Consider the following 18,605-nt stretch of genomic DNA (forward strand, 5'->3'; position numbering starts at 1 on the left):
GATGGTGTTTTGTATAATGCTATTCCTTACACTGAAATGAGAGATTTTAGTAAATAATTGGATACTTTTGTCCTGTAAATTATAATCAATATGACACAACAAAATAGCGCTCACACGAAAACTGCTGATATTTCTAGGGAGAAGTCGGCACAACTTTTTGAAAAAGCGAAACAATATTTTCCTGGTGGCGTAAATTCACCAGTACGTGCCTTTAAATCTGTTTATGGCACCCCTTTATTTATTGAAAGAGGAGATAAAGCTCATATCTGGGATGCGGATGAAAATGAGTTTATCGATTTTTGTTGTTCTTGGGGTCCACTTATTTTAGGTCATAACAACGATCAGATTCGTGAGGCAGTAATGGCACAATTAAGCAAAGGTTTAAGTTTTGGAGCACCTACTGCTCTCGAAAATGAGCTGGCTGAATTGATTATTTCTAACAATCGATTTATTGAAAAAATCCGTTTTGTAAGCTCAGGTACTGAGGCTGTCATGTCGGCTATCCGCTTGGCTAGAGGGTACACGAAACGTGATAAGATTGTTAAGTTTGAGGGTTGCTATCATGGACATTCGGATTCTCTTTTGGTAAAGGCAGGATCTGGATTGGTTACTTTTGGTGAAACTTCTTCTGCTGGCGTTCCTAAAGCATTTGCTGATGAAACCATTGTCATTGCATTAAATGATAAAGAGGCGTTGGCCGCAGTTTTTGATCAATTTAAAGATCAGATTGCTGCTGTTATTATTGAAGGGGTTCCTGCCAATAATGGTCTTTTACTCCAGACCAAAGAATACATTCATTATTTAAGAGAGATAACAACACAAAATGGAGCCTTACTTATCTTTGATGAGGTGATCACTGGTTTCCGACTAGGTTTTGAAGGTGCTGCCGCTTATTATGATGTGCAACCTGATATCATTACCTATGGAAAAATTATCGGAGGTGGTATGCCGGTTGGAGCTTACGGGGCATCTAAAGAATTGATGAGCTGTATTTCTCCTGATGGTTCTGTTTACCAAGCAGGAACATTATCAGGTAATCCAGTTGCAATGGCTGCCGGAATCGCCACATGTAAAGTCTTAACACAGCCCGATTTCTATAAAAACCTGAATGCAAAAACGGAGTCATTCGTTTCTGAAATACGAAACTATATTGAAGAAAAGAATTATGAAGTAAAAATCTTTACGATTGCTTCGATCTTCTGGTTTGCTTTTACAGATCAAGAGGCGATTTTGAAAGCGAGCGAAATTGATCCAAATTCGATGGAATTATATAAATTAATGCATCGTGAATTGCTGAATCGTGGTATTTACTTTGGCCCTTCTGGTTATGAGGTCGGCTTTATCTCGCATGCGCATACAGATGAAGATTTAATTACGGCTAAAAGACATATTTTCGCGGCATTGGATTTAGTTTTCGGTTAATCGTGAACTTTTTCATAAGTAATCTGTTTATATTTATTGAATGATCAATCAATAATAATTATGAAAAAAAATATCTTAAAGTCTGTTGCTGCTGTTTTGGCTATCACAGGAACATTAGCTTCTTGTCAAAATACCGCAACTAAAACAACAACGGGACAGGATTCTACTGTTTCTACTGATACAGTTGCTGGTACTGAAATCACGGTAACACCAGTCTCGGACTCGAAAGCATTTCCTGGTGCTGACTTGAAAATTGCCTCTATTACATCTGAAAAGGTTGGAACGGATTCGGCAAAAGTAACTGTAAAGTATGCTGTTAGTAATTTTAAACTTACTGAACAAACTGCCCATGAGCATCATATGGCAAATTCTCATGATGGTCAACACATTCACTTTATACTAGACAATAAACCTTATGCAGCTCTATATAAACCAGAAAACACGGTTACTTTAGCGCTGAATTCAGAGCATTATCTGATGTCATTCTTATCTCGCTCCTACCATGAATCAATTAAGACAACTGAGGCTTCTAAATTGGTTAAATTTAAGATTGACAAGGATGGAAAAGTAGTTCAAGATGCAGCAGTTACAGCTCCATCATTATTCTATAGCCGTCCAAAAGGTGAATATAAGGGTGAAGATACGAAAGTATTATTGTTAGACTTTTTCTTGGTCAACACAACTTTAGCCGCTGACGGCAATAAAGTATTAGCGGATGTGAATGGGAAACAATTCACATTGGATAAATGGGGCCCATATGAAATAAAGGGCTTACCTTTAGGTGATGTGAAGGTAAAATTGACACTTGTGGATAAGGATGGTAATGCCATCACTGGTGACAATGTTTCTGTAGAAAGAGATATCAAATTATTAGCACAATAACTTTTTATGTCTTATATAAATTCTAAAAATGTGATTAAAGTTCTATACAAAGGTAATATGAATATCTAATTCATGGTTTAGTTACTATTAGCTTATTTTATTAATAAAAATCAATTTTGCAGCACATTTTGCACCATAAAGAATCTGAGTAGAGAATAGTAAGTATTAGCTAATAATTTCTGTATATGGAATATGATGTTAGTGATTGCTAAAAACGGATATTTATAGAGATTTTTATTTTAATTGCAATAAAAGAGGTTTCATGTATGATTATACATGAAACCTCTTTTTCTGTATTAATATCCAAAATGCTTTAAGCTAACTTAATTATGTAAAAACTGTCTTTTGTTAAGGCTTAATATTAAAGTATTCTTTATCATAATAACAACTTTTTTGATTACATCTTATTTCTTTAAAAATTCAACTTCAAACTTGTCCAGATAAGGAATACCATCAAAACCAAAATCTTTCAAAATTGGGATATTCATCCAATAAAGTGTTAAAGCTGAAACATCATAAGCCGTCGATATAATGGAGTATTTTTCAACCTTTTCATCAGGTTTCGAGCTTGGTGGAAAATCATCCCCGAAACTTACCCATCTGTAAGAACCTGTAATAGGAATGTTAGTGCCCCCATTAATTTTATTAAAGAATTTATCCTCAAGCCCCTCATCCATTGGCCAATACCCAATTACATTTGAATAATTTGGATGTTTCGTAATATCAGTTAGCTTAAATGTATTTTTAACCGTTTCCTCACTTAATGCAGTATTAAAATAAGTAAGATTTGCACTATGAAAAGATGTAGGAACATCATTATCACCTGCACGATGCCCAATTCTCAGGGCTTCAGTAGTAGTTAAACTTTTATTTCTACTTATATTCATACTCTTAGATTGTAATTTACCGTCAACAAACATTTTTAAAGTACGGGTATTTGCATCTAAGTAGTTGACTGTCATCGTTAACGTATGCCAATCTGTACCAGGTTGATCATCCGCAGTTATATCAGATTTACCTACACCACCATTTAATGTTCCACCTACAGTCACAACCCATCCACCTCCGGGATAATAAGCCCATTGCCAACCTGTAATATTCTGCCCATTAAGATTGGTACTATGACCGAAGAAAGAAGAGTAGCCGTTTGGCACAGCATTAAATTTAACATCCATCTGGACCGTAAAGCTTTTTGTTTCACCCGCATCAAACAAACCTGTATTATCAGTTATAATTGCTTTCGAAGTTTTCTCGGCAAAAAGAACACCATTAAAACCTGATTTCTTTAATTCATACTCCTCAAATGATGGATTGTAAAGCATAATAAAACCATTTTGACTATCATTTTTTCCTCCTCCGTGATTAGTTGTTACAATAATTAACCAATCTTCTTGATCATAGTTCTTTCTCGCTTTCACCCCATCTAAGAGATTTCCAATATAAGTATCTGTTTGATTAAGTGCTGCAACGAAAGCAGGATTGGAAGTATCAAATCCTCCATTATTTCCAGCTTCCTGTAATGCTTTAAAATTGACAAAAATCGTTCCTAAACTATTTTGACTCAAGATTGATAAACTACTATCTTTAACTGCTAAATCGGAAGCTACTACTGGTGAATCATCTGCATTCCGAATATAATCTCTTAAGTTAGTTGATGGTGTAACCATAGCAGTTGTTACTGTTTTATATTGCGTAACGTAATCCAGTACATTTCTATAATTGACAATCTCACCATGGTCTTCGTTATCTCCATCTTCTGTACGTTCAAAACTTTCATCGCTAATGTGGTGTTTCATTAAAGAAGTGCCCGTCAACATTGATACCCAGCCAGCGGTACTTGTAGCCGTTGCCAAAGTATTAAAAGTATACTTTGCATTTTTTTTCATCATAGCTATATTCTTTGGCAATGATTTTTGTAATTCCGCTCCGGCAAGGCCATCAATAGTGATGACCAAGACCTTGCGCTGAGCTGTACTCAAATCCTTTATTTCTTCAAATACAGATGGGGGATTATCGTATTTTTTACATCCTACAATAATTGAAACACCAATTAAGATTAGGAAAAGAGCTGTATGTATTTTAAAATTTAATTTCATCTAAATATCTATTTTAATTTTATCAATTATGGCTTAATTAAGTTTAATTCACCAAACACAACGTAAGGGTTAGTTGTATATCCATCCTTTACAATAACTTTAAAATATTTAGCACTAATATTTCCATTGGGAAATATGTATTCAAATCTATTGTTACTATTTGGCAAAACTGCATTACCAATTTTTTCATAGTTTACATTATCTCTGCTATAATAGATCTCAATATTTTTACCATCTCCCGCTCTATTTCCACCAGGTCTGTTGTAAAAATACATTCCTTTTATTGCTTGAGTAGCACCTGCATTTAAAATAAACGTGAATGGATAAGATTCTCCTGCCTGTATATTAGAATATTTAGAATGATAGAAGCTGTTTGGATCACCATCAACCAAATTTGCAATAGAACCCTCTTGCGCAGGACAACTAACGTAATCAACTGTAGTCTTATATACAATTGGACTGGTTCCACCTGTTTTCGTCAATGGATTATATGTCCATACCTGCTTTGTTAAAAGTGGAAATCTCGCTGATACAGCTGCTGCAACATTCGGACTATAGTCAATACCCCATGCATCAAAAAATGGTGCTAGATCTGTTTTAGTATATTCTGATAATTTTTCGTAAACCCAATTATGTTTAGTGATATCAGTAGGGTTAGTACGAATTGCCCGACGAGCTTCTTTATAAAGATGTACCATCGCATCATATCCATATACTTCAAAAATCTGTACAAAAGGTGTCATTCTTTTAAATGGGTCATCCATTGCGACGTCCTTATCAAAATTTTTAACAGTAGCATTAGCACTAGGATTACTCGCATATTTAATTGCTTCTGGAAAACCTTCAGTTACACCAGGATGCAACTTAGAATAATTAGCACCGATACGATTCGCTACTTTAAAATTAAACAAATTGTTTGTGGTTTCGCCTAAGGTACTCCAGCTCCAAATGCTTCCCTGTTGACAGTTGTGTCCAAACTCATGATAAGAACCCCACATGCCTTCGCTTGTACTGATCTCTTTTAAGCTTGTCATTCCTCTAAACCATTCGGAATCATTATAGCCCACAAATGGAAAACCATTATGACCGTACCCAACAGTTAACTGAATATCCAATACTCCTCTCCATGCGCCTTGTGGACTACGATCCTTCTCATATGGTGCATCGTCTGAAAGTCCCATCCATCCATTAAAGTCTTTTTCAAAGACATCATTCCAAAGAGTCATTACCTTTGTAGGGTCGTTGATCGGTTCAGATGAACTAAAAGACTTGATAACTCGATCTCTTGGGATTAAAAAAACGACACGTTTTGTCCTAAACTCTAACCAAGGGACATTAGATGCTTTTACTTTAGCGATCCATTCGTCATTGCTCATTTCCCCCAAAACAAAATCAGGCGATACGCAAGCATTAGTAATCGTAAATTCAACAGGTTTTTCATATGCTCTATTGGGTTGAATGTAAATGGTACCACCATATAAGTTACGAACATAGTTAGCTCCTGCATATAGGCGTTGTCGCATATAAATTACAGGGTCTCGCAATAATGGAAATTTACCACTTAAATTATCCGTATGCCCACCTATTTGGACAGTAAGTCCCTCAATTCCTTCAGGTACAACGATTTTAACAAGCTCTCCTGGAGCTGCATAAAAACCTGTACTATATTGGGGCTGAGGGGCTACAGAAATGCGCAAATTTTGACTCGTTTGATCTGTAAAATTGAGATCTAATGTAAATTTAGCATCCACTACTCGAGGTTCTTTCTGATCAACTAAACCCGGGAAAACCTTTGCTTTTGCATACATCGATTTATCGATGATACGCATATTTGTATCAATCTGCCCATCTTCCACATTTTTAGAATCATCAGGATAACCATCCGAAATATTATAGCCATATTTCTTGCATGACACAGTGCTGATTAACAACACCATACTACATATAATTGTTATGATTTGATTAGTTTTCATCACTTAGTCTCTTGGTAAATTAAAAGAAGGGTTATAAAATTTCCCCATCAGTCCCCAGTTTTTAGGTACCGAAATATTCATCCAATTATAAATCATAACTGGGATATCGACCCCATTGGGCACTACCTTAAAAATTGATTGTGAAATAGTTGGGGTAATATTTGGCGAAAAATCACTGAAGTTAACCCAATTGATTTTATTTTGAATATGAAAAGGTGTCGATTTACCCGTTAAGTCATTCAATACGTCTCCTTCACCTTCATTACATTTCCAATAACCTGTTAAATTATTGTAATAAACATCATTTTCTTCAGTCAAAGGAGTCATTTTACTCTTCGCAATGATTACATCATTCGGAAGAGCTAAATTATAAATTGCAAAGTCACTAATCAAACAATTGACATTCCCATCACCGATTGATCCCAATCGTAGTGGGCTCGATGTATTCAGATTTCCAAGATTCGTTATATTCAGATCTCCTCCTGGTGCGGGAATTCCATCGATGAATAAAGTCAAATAACGAGTGGTGCCATTCTTCCAAAATTTCGCTGTAATATTATGCCAAATACCATCGGCAATATTTCGTGTATGTACACGTTGTGTATTACCTTGACCAACTTGACTTAGATTAATACCTACTGTACCCCCAGATTCCATAAAGAAAAGCCAACCAACTACTCCCCCGCTAAAACTTGCCCGTTTTGATACAAAAGCAGGATAAATCGTACTACCCTGATCCCATCTGATATTAAAACGGATTGTTGCATCTTGATCAGCTCCAAAATTTGCTAAATCAGCATTACGTTGTTCAGCTCTTGAATTTGCTCCTTGATACCGTTGCGTTGTACCGACATAAGGCAAAGCATCCATCTGTGGCTTATCATACTTATCCGCCGTAAATTTGGGGTTATAGAAAGCATAAAATGCATTTCTGGATCCATCCGCATAGATATTCGATCCAGATTCTCCTCCCGAGAGACCGCCTCCAAGACTCGATGCAATAACCACCATCCAGTTCTCGCCTTCGTAGGTTTTACGTGCTTTTAAAGCCTCCAAAATTTCTCCGACATAATTATCTAAAGTTTGAATGGATGCGACATAAGCAGGATTAGATTCTGAAAAATCAGAACCGCCAGCAAGAGCTGCACCATCAAACTGACCAACTAAAAGGGATGCATTACCGGTGGCCAACTCCTGAATAAGTGCTTTTTTAACATCAGCGTCATTCGCCAATGTTTTCGTTTCAGTTGCGTCTTTCGCAAGATTAGCATTTATCGCAGCATTACTGGTAAATGAAACCGTTCGCACATTTTTCAATTCATCTTTAATACGAGTAAAAATTGTTGGTGTTGCTACATGATTGAATTTTTCAAAATTATTCGCTGTAACGTGATGTTTTGTGTAATCAACACCAGTCAACATATTAGTCCACGCCGCAGCCTGTGTATAAGGATTATAATTATAGTCCGCAACACCATCATACGTATAGATGGATCGAAGGGTAATTTGTGTCAAATTTTTTGGAGCCAACTCTTGGATAACCGAGCCTTTCACTCCATCTAGAATTAAGTATAGAACGCGCTTAGAGCCATCTCCTACTCCTAAAGTATCGTTTTTAGAGGATTCAGGTAAGCTATTAATAAAATCTTTATTACAAGCCCCATTCATGAACAATGTTCCCATAAAAACAATGAAACCCAATATCCTTATGCCGATTGTTGATTTCTTATTTCTTTTCATATCTTTTAAATTTGGGTCTTATTTTTTGATCAATAAACGTAAAATATTGCCTGGTAAAGTTGAATTGAATCGTGAAATACTTCCCACCAGAATGACCTTCGATTCATTTGCCATCTCCGTTTCAATCATGTCATATATACGACCTTTGAATCCGCCTGTATTATTATATCCAGAGGCCAATTTACCATTAGCTTCTAAAATCATAAAACCTTGTCTCAGGTAATCACCATATCGATTAAAGGAACCTGATACAATAATCTTCCCACTGTTCAACTGTGCTGCGAAAGTCACTGCACCACCGGTTATTTTTTCACTGATAAAAGTATCATCTAGCGTACCATCGCTATTTAAAACAATAATAGCATTAGCCGATTTACCGTTAAATGAGTTAAATAAACCGCTTAAAACAATCTTTTTCGTTACTTCATTATAACGGATTGAATTGATATCACCATCAGAACCCAGACCAATATTAAAAGACTGATCGACTGAACCATCCAAATTTAGTCGGACAATACGATTACATGCGATTCCATTGAAACTTGTAAAATTACCTACCAAAATCAATTTCCCATCACTCTGCATCATTGCATCGTTGATCGAACCATTCCCAGCTGTTTCACTTTGTCCTTTAGCAGGATTAAAATGATAAGTGGAATCCATCGAACCATCTAAATTCAATTTAGCTATTTGCAACATACGTGTCACATCATAAACTTTATCATCATAGGATGAATTAGGATAGTAAATACGTTTATAGTTTTGGAAGTTGCCTATGACATAAAGTTTTTCACCAAAGATGAAAGTTTTTCGAACGACACCATCAACACCACCGTTAAATGCTGGAATAGTATCTGCATTTTTCCATACTTTTTCTGGGGTCGGATTCACAATATCCAAAGTGCGCATCGTGTCCAAAGATCCATTATCATTCAGTCTGGTAATATTATTTATCGTTTGACGGGTTGGCCTTTTCGAATCATAAGCCGAAAAATTACCCGCTACAATAAATTTACCATTATAAGATCCCGTATTAATCCTGTTGATAGAATATATCGTTTTACTCGCACCAAATGCGCCAATTCCAAACCTCATATAGTCATCATCATATGCTCCCTCCGGGCCCATTTGCACAATACCTGCTTTTGGTTTCTCTTCCGTTGCTTTCAATTCAAAACTGTCAAAAGCACCAACAAGCCAGAATTTATTATTTGGTAATTGAATAATGTCATAGATGCTTGCATCTCCACCAGTTCCCAATCTAGTAGTACCATTAACTGCTCTAAAAGAAACATCGACAGACACTTTTCCACCAATTTTGATTACTGGACCAAAGAAAGACTGTTCATTTGCTGTAACCCAAATTGATCCCGTACTTGACATAGCGGGAACAACAAAATTCAAAGTGGAATCTGTATAACTTAATACCTCTGCCTCAAGTTCGTTGACAAAAACCTTAAATTGATCTTTATATTTCAGCAATCCATTAACTTTCAATTCTAGTGCTGCTCCAGCATTTACAATGTCTGGATCTGTTGTCTTTGAAATAAATTGGATATCTAAAACTTGTTTGCCTCCTGCGTAAGGATCTTCTGCTAAGTCCTTACTCTTAGAACAAGAATTTGTTATGCAGGAAACTCCTAGTCCAATGACAAGCAACAACCCTATTTTATATTTTATTTTATGTAACATTTCTCAAATGATTTATAAATTAGTAAATTCATTAAGGAGTGGCGGGAGAAATACCTCCAGAGATAACTAGATCTATAAAGCTCTCCGTATCAAAACCTAGAGTATGCTTTACTCGATTAAGAACATGAACAGCGCCATTCGTCGTCTGAACATCTGACATGGATACAGGTATATTAACTAAACGAACCTGCGGATTTGATAAATCTGGTATATAAGCCAAAAACAGTTGTCTATAACCTGCATATTGCATCCCCCCGGCATCATTATAAATGACACCAACATTCATCAGCCGTCCATCAAAACTCGTGTAATTTTGCCCTGGGAAAGTAGTATAGGCTAAAGTATCACGTTGCGGATAATCCTTTAAAAGATTTGTCCCTTTAAAAATATATTGAGACAATACGGTACGCCAAACTGTTGGTTTAATCTGTGTCAATTGCGATACCGTATCCTTTCCATTAAACCGCAAGGTTTTATTAAGACGCATGATAGCCTTATTTACAGAACCTCCTGGCGGAACGAAAAAAGTAACATTTTCCTTTTGAAGAACATCTTCTAAACCTGCCAATTTAATAATGGTCAATGTGCTATCAAATACAGGACCTTCTGACTTCAGAAATTCAATCGTCGTCCCATTAAATTTTGGATCATGAATACCTGAATCGTAATAATATTTTTTACAACTCGAAGACAATAACACGACTACTGCGACAATCAATAGCGCTATTTTATTTTTAACGTTTATCATAATTAATTCCAAAAAGTATTACCTGTTAAATTAGGATTTGCACCGCGCTCTTCCGCTGTGATAATTAGTGGCCATGTCCATGCGCCACGGTTGAAATCTCCAACAGACATCACGGTTTTCGCAAACTCTGTATCTATTACACGTTTTGTTCGAACCAAATCGAAGTAATATTGACCTTCGCCAATGAGTTCACGACATCTTTCAGCAAAAATGTCATTCTTCAAAGTCAAACCAGTACTAAGAATATCTGGAGCGCCCGCTGCTTGCCTGACCTGATTCAAATATCTATGTGCTGCGGCCTCATTATTCAATTCTGCGGCCGCTTCTGCTGCGAGCAACAAAGCGTCTGGCAACCTAAAAATAATTGCACTATCATCGCTATACATCGTAATATTAGCACCAGACCCCTTCGAATAGGTATTGATAAATTTTTTAAATTGAAAATCAGCACTTTCTGCGCTCATATTCTCAAACCAAGTCGAGCGACGAAGATCAGCGTTTGATGCCGGAAATAATTTATCAATGTATTTCTTATCGTAGCTTAAAAAGCTTTTAGTCTTATCTTCTTTTCCCCGATAAGGGTAATGTGAGAAGAAAAAAGAATAATTTGCATAATCAGAGAATGTCTCTCCATAATTAAAGTCTTGCAATACACCGAAAAGATTTTCAGCAGAACGACCTTTAAAGATACGTTTTGTATTCTCCGTTGAAATAGTCAACAGCGAATAATCCTGATAAGTTGCTATCTCTTCTGCAAGTGAAAGTACGGCAGCGTAATACCCCTCTTTGCTTTCCGTATCCCAAGCTGCTGCCCACATATTCAAATGCATCAATAAAGCTATTGCACTCGCACGAGTAGGACGAACACCGATCATATTGGATGAGCTCTGTCTAATGGGTAAGTCATCTTTTACAGCCTGCATATCAGCAATACATTTTTTCATCACTTCAACTTGATCTTCACGTGGAAGCGCTTTGCTATTATATGCATCAGTATAATAAATAACATCACCAAACATGCGACATAAATATAGGTAACTTAAGTTTCGTGTAAATACAGCTTCAGCCTGATATTGCTTTCTATCTGTTTCTGAAAAGTCAGAAGCATCTAAGCGGCCCGTTTCATAATACAAAATATTGCTAGCCGCAATGACATCATACCAAGCTTTCCAATTCATATTATCTTTTAATCTATTATGATAAGTTGTGGAACCATTCATAATGGTTGTCATATTGTTGGAAATCAAACTATTAATTGGACCACTACCATCACTATCCAAATTTTCAACGACCTTAACATAATTTCCACGAATATCCAATGACGGAATTAACATAGTTTCTCCAAACTTTTTTTTCAATTTCAGATATATACCATTCGTATAGCCTTCCACATCTTTTTTCGTTTTCCAAAAGTTATTCCCCGACAAAGCGTCAATGGGTGTAACATTTAAAAACTTTTCACAGCTTGACAGTAACAATGTTGATGCTGCGAATAAATAGGTTATTTTTTTAAATTTCATGATCTCAAACGTATTAAAACTCGATATTTAAACCCAAAGAAAATAATTTAGGCAAAGGATAATTGCCTCCAAAGTCACGTCCTAATGCACTTACAGTCTCCGGATTAGCTCCAGAATATCGTGTAATATATCCTAAATTTGCTGCCGAAAAATTCATGCTCACTCTATTCATTCCATATCTTCTTGTCAAGTTTTGATCAAAGTTGTAATAGACTTTTATGGAATTGAGTTTTAAGTATGATCCATCCTCTTGGAATAGAGTTTGATTGTAACGGAATGGATTAATACGACCATTACGCACAAAATCCATCGGATTACCATAGGTTGCAATATCACCATCCTGCTTCCAATAATCAATCATTGATAAAGGAACGATACTACCCATAGTAGTCGGATTTCCAAAGCGCGAGAATTGGTAAGCTAAAGTATTATTCAGCACGTCCCGTTTTAATGTAAACGAAGCATTCACCTCTACACTCCACTTTTTATATTGTAAAAGAGAAAATAATCCCCCTGTTATTGCCGGTTGTGAATTACCTGCTATAACACGGTCATTATTGTCCAACACATAATTACCATCCAAATCTGTGAATATAGGATCGCCTCCTTTAAAATAATTTAAGGGATCATTTCCGCCCACACGGTAAGGTAAGCCAGTAACAGGATCCACAGGTACTTGTCCATTGTTTGCGTAAACCCCCTTCGTATTGAACAAGAAATTGGACAATGAATTAATTCCCAGTCTTTGATAAATATCTTGACCATCACTACCTGTAGAAATTATTTTTTCACGTAAACCGTCCGGTAATGCTGCCAAAATCTCTCTATTGATAGCAAAACTTCCGGACATGGTCCACTTAAATGGACTTGTTGGTGCTAGAGGACGTCCTGTAACTTGAAACTCCCATCCATAATTCACATTACTGATCTCAGTTGATGCAATTTTGTTAAAAGAATTGGTCGATGAAATGACTTTATCTTGGAAGATATTATCATTTTGCTTGTAATAACTATCCATTGACAACGTAAATCTATTGCTAAATAAAGAGAAATCTACCCCTGCATTATAGGTGGTGGCTTTCGACGGTTGTAATGATAAATTTGGTAAATAATTTAGGTCAGTTACCACAGTTGGGTTGTTATTATAGCGGTCAGAGCCATAGTATTTACCATAAGTGTAATAGATATTACCATTTGGTGAAATATTAGAACCATAACTTAAACGTACAGAGCCATAATCCAGCCAGGTAGCGTCTTCCATAAAACGTTCTTTCTCAATATTCCATTTGACTGCAATAGAAGGATTTTTGATATAACCTGCATTAGGACCATTGGTCGACAAGCCGTCTGCACGATAATTTAAGTCTAATACATACCGCTGTTTATAGTTATATGAAAACTGCCCTGCAAAAGCCACCGTACGCAGATCATTATACTCAAGCGTTCCACCTTTGGAACTTGCAAAACCTGTCTGCTTGACAATTGGACCTTGCAATTGATCATTCACGACGCGGTCATTCTTCATTGCATCCGATTTAAAAGCTGAAGCTCTTAATTCTGAAAATCCAAATAATGAAAAATTATGCGCATCCTCGCCATCCTCTTTAAAAGAAAAGACATAGGAAAGTTGATTTCTGTTGTAAATAGTTGTAGCACGATCATTATAGGTATAATACAATGCTTGATTATTATTCAACGCCGCCGGTGTAAAATTATCTTTCGTACCTGACTGACCATTATAATTCAAGTAAGATGATGCTTTAAAGTTTTTAAAGAAATCATAACTTAAATTAACGGTTGCTGTTGTAATCAACACTTTATTATCATCTTCCGTTTTCAAAGCGCTCAAAGCACTATTCACAGAAGAAAATAGCGTTGGAGCTGGCAACAAAGAAGAAGCATCAGCAGCAGCTGCAACACCCGTATTAAACAAGCCGTTACCGCTACCCATACGTTGCCGTTGGATCGAATTATTTAATTGTGCTTCCAATTTAAACCGTGGATTTGGATTATAGATCATATTCATGTTCAAATTGTACCGACTATAACCTGTATTTTTTTGAACACCTGTTTCATCATAAATCCCTAAAGCTACTTTATAATTAAATTTAACATCCCCTCCCGATACGTTCAGATTGTGTGTTTGATTATAAGTAGGCTTGTAAAAATATGATTGCCAATCAGTGGAATTATTATAATAAGGATTATAACGATCGGACAAAAATGGTGTATTAGCGATCATATCCAAAGCATGATAATAAGAAGTATCGTATTTCATAATTTGATCAATACGTAGTAATCGTTCATCCTTTCCACCTATTACAGTTCTTAATTGTGGGACTGTGGATAGGAATGCTGAACCATTATAGCGAACAACTGGAACTTTCGAATTCCCACGCTTGGTAGTAATTAATATAACGCCGTATGCACCTCTAGAACCATATAGTGCCGTTGCAGCCGCATCCTTCAACACGGTAATATTTTCTACATCTTCTGGAGGTATTTGTGAGGCCGGCGAGACACCAGGGCCCGCTTGTTGAAACCCATACGAAAAATTGGCATTATCATCAACAGGCACACCATCGATCACATACAAAGGTGATGTGGGTGTCAAAAAAGCCGCATTACCATCACCTGATACATTAATATTAGAAATACCCCGAATCGTCACGCTTCCACGCACACCTGGCGCACCAGAAGTATTCTGAATATTAAGACCAGCTACTTTACCTTGCAGTAAACTCATGATATCCGATGCAGGTACACCTTGAATATCTTTTCCTGAAATTGTAACAGCAGATCCCGTACTTAAAGCTCTATTTTTAGTTTGATATCCTGAGGTAACTTTCGCCTCATTCAACATTTGAGTTGTTGCCTGTAAAGTCACTGCGATATAGGTTTTGTTATTTACAGCCACAGCAACCGTTTTATAGCCCAGAGATTTAAATGTAACCTCTCCATTATCAGGCACGGTGATTGTAAACTTACCATATCGATCAGAACTTCCTATTGCTTTTCCTCCTAAGGAAATACTTACTCCCGATATTGTCTCATTAGAACTCGAAGAGCCACTCGTCACGACCCCCGTCACCTTGATCTGCTTTTGAGCATAAACAAGACTATGCGAACTTAAAGCCAATATGATACCTATCGTATATATATACTTCATTTGAAATACTTTTAATTTAAGTTTAAATTGATTTATTAATCGTTGGTGAATTTCGGTTGATCTCGTTTAAACCAGAAAGTCAACTCCCAATCTCCTTTTTGGTAAATATTAAAATTAAAATTTAGGTAATTATTTTGAAGTATGTTTCCAAAAGCCATACGATGAAATTTGAATATAACACGAGCTTGGCCTCCTGAAGAAGTTGTATATTTTGTAGGATACGCACTTAAAGGAATTGGATAAGCAACATCATATTTCACCTGAAAATTATCCTTAGTCATATTGAAACCGTGCACCAAATTATTCCAATCTGTGTCTGCGAACTTATTCGGATCTATTGGATTGGATAGTGAATCTACAAACTTAAAAGTCAAACTATTTCCATTACCTGTTTTTTTAAATAATACCTGAATATCGGAGCTCGTATTGAGCGGTTGTCCTCTTTCACCAACGATATTGGTTCCTGAAGGATTGACAGAGATATTCGTTCCTTGGCCAGTAATGGGATCCAAGTTAGAAGGTTCATAAGGTCTTTCACGGAATGGAGTTAAGCGCATTCCCTGAAAATATCGTCTACCACCAGAATTGGACATTTCTACGTCAAAAACATAACCCGAGTCCGGCTGAGCAACCACCATATTAGAGTTAGCTGCGGCCCACATAATAAAATCCCCTGAACGAGGTCGAATTTCAAATAAAGGATGATTCTCTATTTTACGTTTTGCTTCAATTTCTGCCAACGATTTTTCAGTGCCATCATAGATACCTTGCCATACGAGAACAGGATAAAGCTGTGTCAATTCCGGAGCAGGATCCCCATTGAATCTTCTCATATTCAGTATCTTAAAATCAAGAGGAAGTGATGAGTTTCCATATTGAAATATATTCGTAAATAACGTATTTCGGCCTAATACAGGTTGGTAAAGCGTCTGTGTATATTTAGAATTATAAGCGATAGACAAGGTCTCTTCAGGTAGATTTTTCTTACACGAAGAGAAGATAGCTATACCTAAAAATACAGGCAGACCTATTTTAACTATATTTTTTATTCTTTTCATAATTAAGTCTTAATTGTTTAGTCTTTCCGTAAACTCCTTAAAGCCGAAGTTATGAATGGATTCCAAAATATTAATTGTAGCATTGTTGGTCTTAATATTAACCGTGGTCGCTTTTGTTTTACCCCAATCTTGAGTAAAAACAGATCCAAAAGGATTACTAAAATTTAAGGTACTTGCTCCACCACCGACATAACCAGATGAACTCTCTTTGGAATATCTAATATGCATGGGATAATCAAATAAAATGGATTGTGCAATGATGCCATCCGAACTGTTAATATATGCATCTGTTGTTCTATTACCACGAATAATATATTTACATAAAATCTCTTCCAATCCTTCAAGATCTAAATCCTTCAAGAATAATGCATCATTTCCTTCTAAATCTCGCTTAATATTCAAGTATTTAATGGCAGTTTCAAAGTTTTTATTAACTGGTGCAAAAAGTGTTACTTGTTGATTAGTCAATGAGTCTTTTAAGTCTGGAAAACGGTCTAAAACCACTAACAGGGAATCGAAGGTACCCTGCGGTTGTGCTTGGAGATATCCCAATGCAGAACCATTGAAGGATTGGACCTTGTTTTCATAATTGTAATAAGGTGACTCACTTTTAGTACATGCATACATCCCTAGTGAGACAAGCACTAAGAAAAAGCGTACGCTATTATTTTTTTTTATACTTTTCATGTTGCTATATCTATTATTTCCAATACGGGTTCTGAGTTATACCTGGATTTGCGGTTATCACATCTTGAGAGATTGGCCAATAAATACCTCCAGCCTCTTCAAACTCGCGAAAGGTCATTGGTTTACCATCTTTATTCGCAAAAATTGTCTTATGTTTCTTAATCCTATTGTAACGAACGAGATCATACCATTTCCAACCTTCCGCCATTAATTCACGTCTACGTTCTTGAAAAATAGCATCTATAATATCTGGGTTTTTAACGGATGAAAATGTAATTCCTCTCAAATCAGCAGCTTTATTTAATGATTCAAAAGCTCCATTCGTATCTCCTAATACTGCCAAAGCTTCTGCGTGCAATAAACTGATCTCCTCCAAACGACTAAATAAAAGTGTCGAACTAAATAAAGTAAGGTTACCTGAGGTACTTTCCGGCGAAATAACCTTAATCTTATTAAAAACAGGCATTTCTGATTCAAAATTATAGAAGTAATTGGTACGATACTGTTTGGTTTTTGGATCAATTCCAAAACGCAGATCCTTAGGATCAGTAAAGATATTCATGATACTATCTTTATTGACAAACATCTCAGGTTTAGATTTCGGAATAAATGGTAACGCAAGAGTTAAACCCTCAATATGCCCATTATTAGTTGCTAATCCATTTCCTGATTCAAAAGGAAATCCAATTAGTACCGTTGCGCGTTTAAAAGCGAAAGGACTGTAACCATTATCGTTTTCTGTCAGATGAGCCATATTTAAATAAGTCGTACCAAAAGAACCATCACCGTTCAATTTCGTATGGTTATCAAGTATAAACTTTGTATATGCTGCAACATCTACATAATTACCTTGCCATGCGGCAATATGCGCTAAAATACCATATACGGAAAGACGTGTAAATATGTTGCCATTCCAAGAAGCCCATCCTTCGTTATAATAATCTCCTGGTAAGATCGGATCTGTACCACCATATCTAAATGGAACCACCTGAGCTGCGTTCAATAATTCTTTAGTTGCAAATTCAAGAACTTTACTTTGTGAAGTTCTATTTTTAGCCTCAAAACTACCATCATGAGAAGAGGTTAGTAGAGGTACATCACCCCATATACGTGTCATATAGAAATAGGCAAAAGCGCGTAAAATTCTTGCTTGTGCTACATCTACATTATTATTGGTTTTAGTATATCGTACATCCTCATCCATAATTTCTGAAGACCGCTCAATAAAAAGGCTCGCAGCACTGATGACGGCATAAAATCTTCTCCAATTAGTTATTCTATTTATAATAGGATAAGATGCATTTAGCTGACCATTTACAATTGCTTTTAAATCATTACGATTGGTAATCGTAAAATCACCCTGTCGAAGATCGCCCATTAGCCAGTGGCCATTATCAGAAACAGTAGCAGAACGCATCAAACCGTATACAGACATTAAATTGGCTTTGGCATCCTCCAGCGATTTCCAGTTTGTTTCCTCTGAAGCCAACCGATTAGAGGAAACATCATTTATTTTGTTACAGGAATATGTGCTAGCACCTAACATTATAGTTAAAAAGGCCAGAGACAATTTACCTGTCCATAATTTTATTTTTATTATTACGTTATTCATGTCTAA

General features: G+C 36.2%; 12 protein-coding genes. 2 read left to right on the forward strand and 10 right to left on the reverse strand.

Annotation, left to right across the window (positions count from 1 at the left end; genetic code table 11):
* The first annotated feature begins 90 nt into the window (after window positions 1–90).
* On the forward strand, window positions 91–1,422 hold the full coding sequence (gene hemL, locus JAZ75_RS04130; RefSeq protein WP_021191931.1) for a glutamate-1-semialdehyde 2,1-aminomutase: 1,332 nt from the start codon (window positions 91–93) through the stop codon (window positions 1,420–1,422).
* A gap of 60 nt (window positions 1,423–1,482) precedes the next feature.
* Window positions 1,483–2,304: a hypothetical protein gene (locus JAZ75_RS04135; protein WP_168127868.1), complete on the forward strand. Its 822-nt coding sequence runs from the start codon at window positions 1,483–1,485 to the stop codon at window positions 2,302–2,304.
* A 404-nt stretch (window positions 2,305–2,708) separates the two neighbouring features.
* Here JAZ75_RS04135 and JAZ75_RS04140 read toward each other — a convergent pair whose 3' ends face one another.
* From JAZ75_RS04140 to JAZ75_RS04185, 10 genes are read right to left on the reverse strand one after another with little or no spacing between them, the layout of a single operon-like run.
* Window positions 2,709–4,400, reverse strand: a complete 1,692-nt coding sequence (locus tag JAZ75_RS04140; protein WP_208700358.1) for an alkaline phosphatase family protein — start codon at window positions 4,398–4,400, stop codon at window positions 2,709–2,711.
* A 26-nt stretch (window positions 4,401–4,426) separates the two neighbouring features.
* Window positions 4,427–6,373, reverse strand: a complete 1,947-nt coding sequence (locus tag JAZ75_RS04145) for a M60 family metallopeptidase (protein WP_208700361.1) — start codon at window positions 6,371–6,373, stop codon at window positions 4,427–4,429.
* 3 nt (window positions 6,374–6,376) lie between these two features.
* Window positions 6,377–8,113 carry a LamG-like jellyroll fold domain-containing protein gene (locus tag JAZ75_RS04150; protein ID WP_208700363.1) on the reverse strand — a complete coding sequence of 579 codons (1,737 nt, stop codon included), beginning with the start codon at window positions 8,111–8,113 and terminating at the stop codon, window positions 6,377–6,379.
* Window positions 8,114–8,131: 18 nt separating this feature from the next.
* Window positions 8,132–9,805, reverse strand: a complete 1,674-nt coding sequence (locus JAZ75_RS04155; protein ID WP_208700365.1) for a DUF5008 domain-containing protein — start codon at window positions 9,803–9,805, stop codon at window positions 8,132–8,134.
* A gap of 31 nt (window positions 9,806–9,836) precedes the next feature.
* Window positions 9,837–10,553 (reverse strand): fasciclin domain-containing protein, encoded by a 717-nt coding sequence (locus JAZ75_RS04160; RefSeq protein WP_208700367.1) that lies wholly within the window; start codon window positions 10,551–10,553, stop codon window positions 9,837–9,839.
* A gap of 2 nt (window positions 10,554–10,555) precedes the next feature.
* The gene (locus JAZ75_RS04165; RefSeq protein WP_208700369.1) at window positions 10,556–12,073 is read right to left on the reverse strand and encodes a RagB/SusD family nutrient uptake outer membrane protein; all 1,518 of its coding nucleotides are present in this window, start codon (window positions 12,071–12,073) and stop codon (window positions 10,556–10,558) included.
* Window positions 12,074–12,086: 13 nt separating this feature from the next.
* Window positions 12,087–15,242, reverse strand: coding sequence for a SusC/RagA family TonB-linked outer membrane protein (locus tag JAZ75_RS04170; RefSeq protein WP_208700371.1), 3,156 nt, complete (start codon window positions 15,240–15,242; stop codon window positions 12,087–12,089).
* 35 nt (window positions 15,243–15,277) lie between these two features.
* Entirely contained in the window at window positions 15,278–16,300 is a 1,023-nt protein-coding gene (locus JAZ75_RS04175; RefSeq protein ID WP_208700373.1) for a DUF5007 domain-containing protein, read from the reverse strand.
* 9 nt (window positions 16,301–16,309) lie between these two features.
* Window positions 16,310–16,987 (reverse strand): fasciclin domain-containing protein, encoded by a 678-nt coding sequence (locus JAZ75_RS04180; RefSeq protein WP_208700375.1) that lies wholly within the window; start codon window positions 16,985–16,987, stop codon window positions 16,310–16,312.
* A gap of 13 nt (window positions 16,988–17,000) precedes the next feature.
* On the reverse strand, window positions 17,001–18,599 hold the full coding sequence (locus JAZ75_RS04185; RefSeq protein WP_232789352.1) for a RagB/SusD family nutrient uptake outer membrane protein: 1,599 nt from the start codon (window positions 18,597–18,599) through the stop codon (window positions 17,001–17,003).
* Window positions 18,600–18,605 lie beyond the last annotated feature (6 nt).

This window comes from Sphingobacterium sp. UDSM-2020, assembly GCF_016132525.1.
Classification (GTDB): Bacteria; Bacteroidota; Bacteroidia; order Sphingobacteriales; family Sphingobacteriaceae; genus Sphingobacterium; species Sphingobacterium anhuiense.

Coding starts and splice junctions, on each gene's coding strand:
- JAZ75_RS04160 (WP_208700367.1), bottom strand. CDS start 10,553: ATGATAAACGTTAAAAATAAAATAGCGCTATTGATTGTCGCAGTAGTC.
- JAZ75_RS04150 (WP_208700363.1), bottom strand. CDS start 8,113: ATGAAAAGAAATAAGAAATCAACAATCGGCATAAGGATATTGGGTTTC.
- JAZ75_RS04170 (WP_208700371.1), bottom strand. CDS start 15,242: ATGAAGTATATATATACGATAGGTATCATATTGGCTTTAAGTTCGCAT.
- JAZ75_RS04165 (WP_208700369.1), bottom strand. CDS start 12,073: ATGAAATTTAAAAAAATAACCTATTTATTCGCAGCATCAACATTGTTA.
- JAZ75_RS04135 (WP_168127868.1), top strand. CDS start 1,483: ATGAAAAAAAATATCTTAAAGTCTGTTGCTGCTGTTTTGGCTATCACA.
- JAZ75_RS04145 (WP_208700361.1), bottom strand. CDS start 6,373: ATGAAAACTAATCAAATCATAACAATTATATGTAGTATGGTGTTGTTA.
- JAZ75_RS04140 (WP_208700358.1), bottom strand. CDS start 4,400: ATGAAATTAAATTTTAAAATACATACAGCTCTTTTCCTAATCTTAATT.
- JAZ75_RS04155 (WP_208700365.1), bottom strand. CDS start 9,805: ATGTTACATAAAATAAAATATAAAATAGGGTTGTTGCTTGTCATTGGA.
- JAZ75_RS04180 (WP_208700375.1), bottom strand. CDS start 16,987: ATGAAAAGTATAAAAAAAAATAATAGCGTACGCTTTTTCTTAGTGCTT.
- JAZ75_RS04185 (WP_232789352.1), bottom strand. CDS start 18,599: ATGAATAACGTAATAATAAAAATAAAATTATGGACAGGTAAATTGTCT.
- hemL (WP_021191931.1), top strand. CDS start 91: ATGACACAACAAAATAGCGCTCACACGAAAACTGCTGATATTTCTAGG.
- JAZ75_RS04175 (WP_208700373.1), bottom strand. CDS start 16,300: ATGAAAAGAATAAAAAATATAGTTAAAATAGGTCTGCCTGTATTTTTA.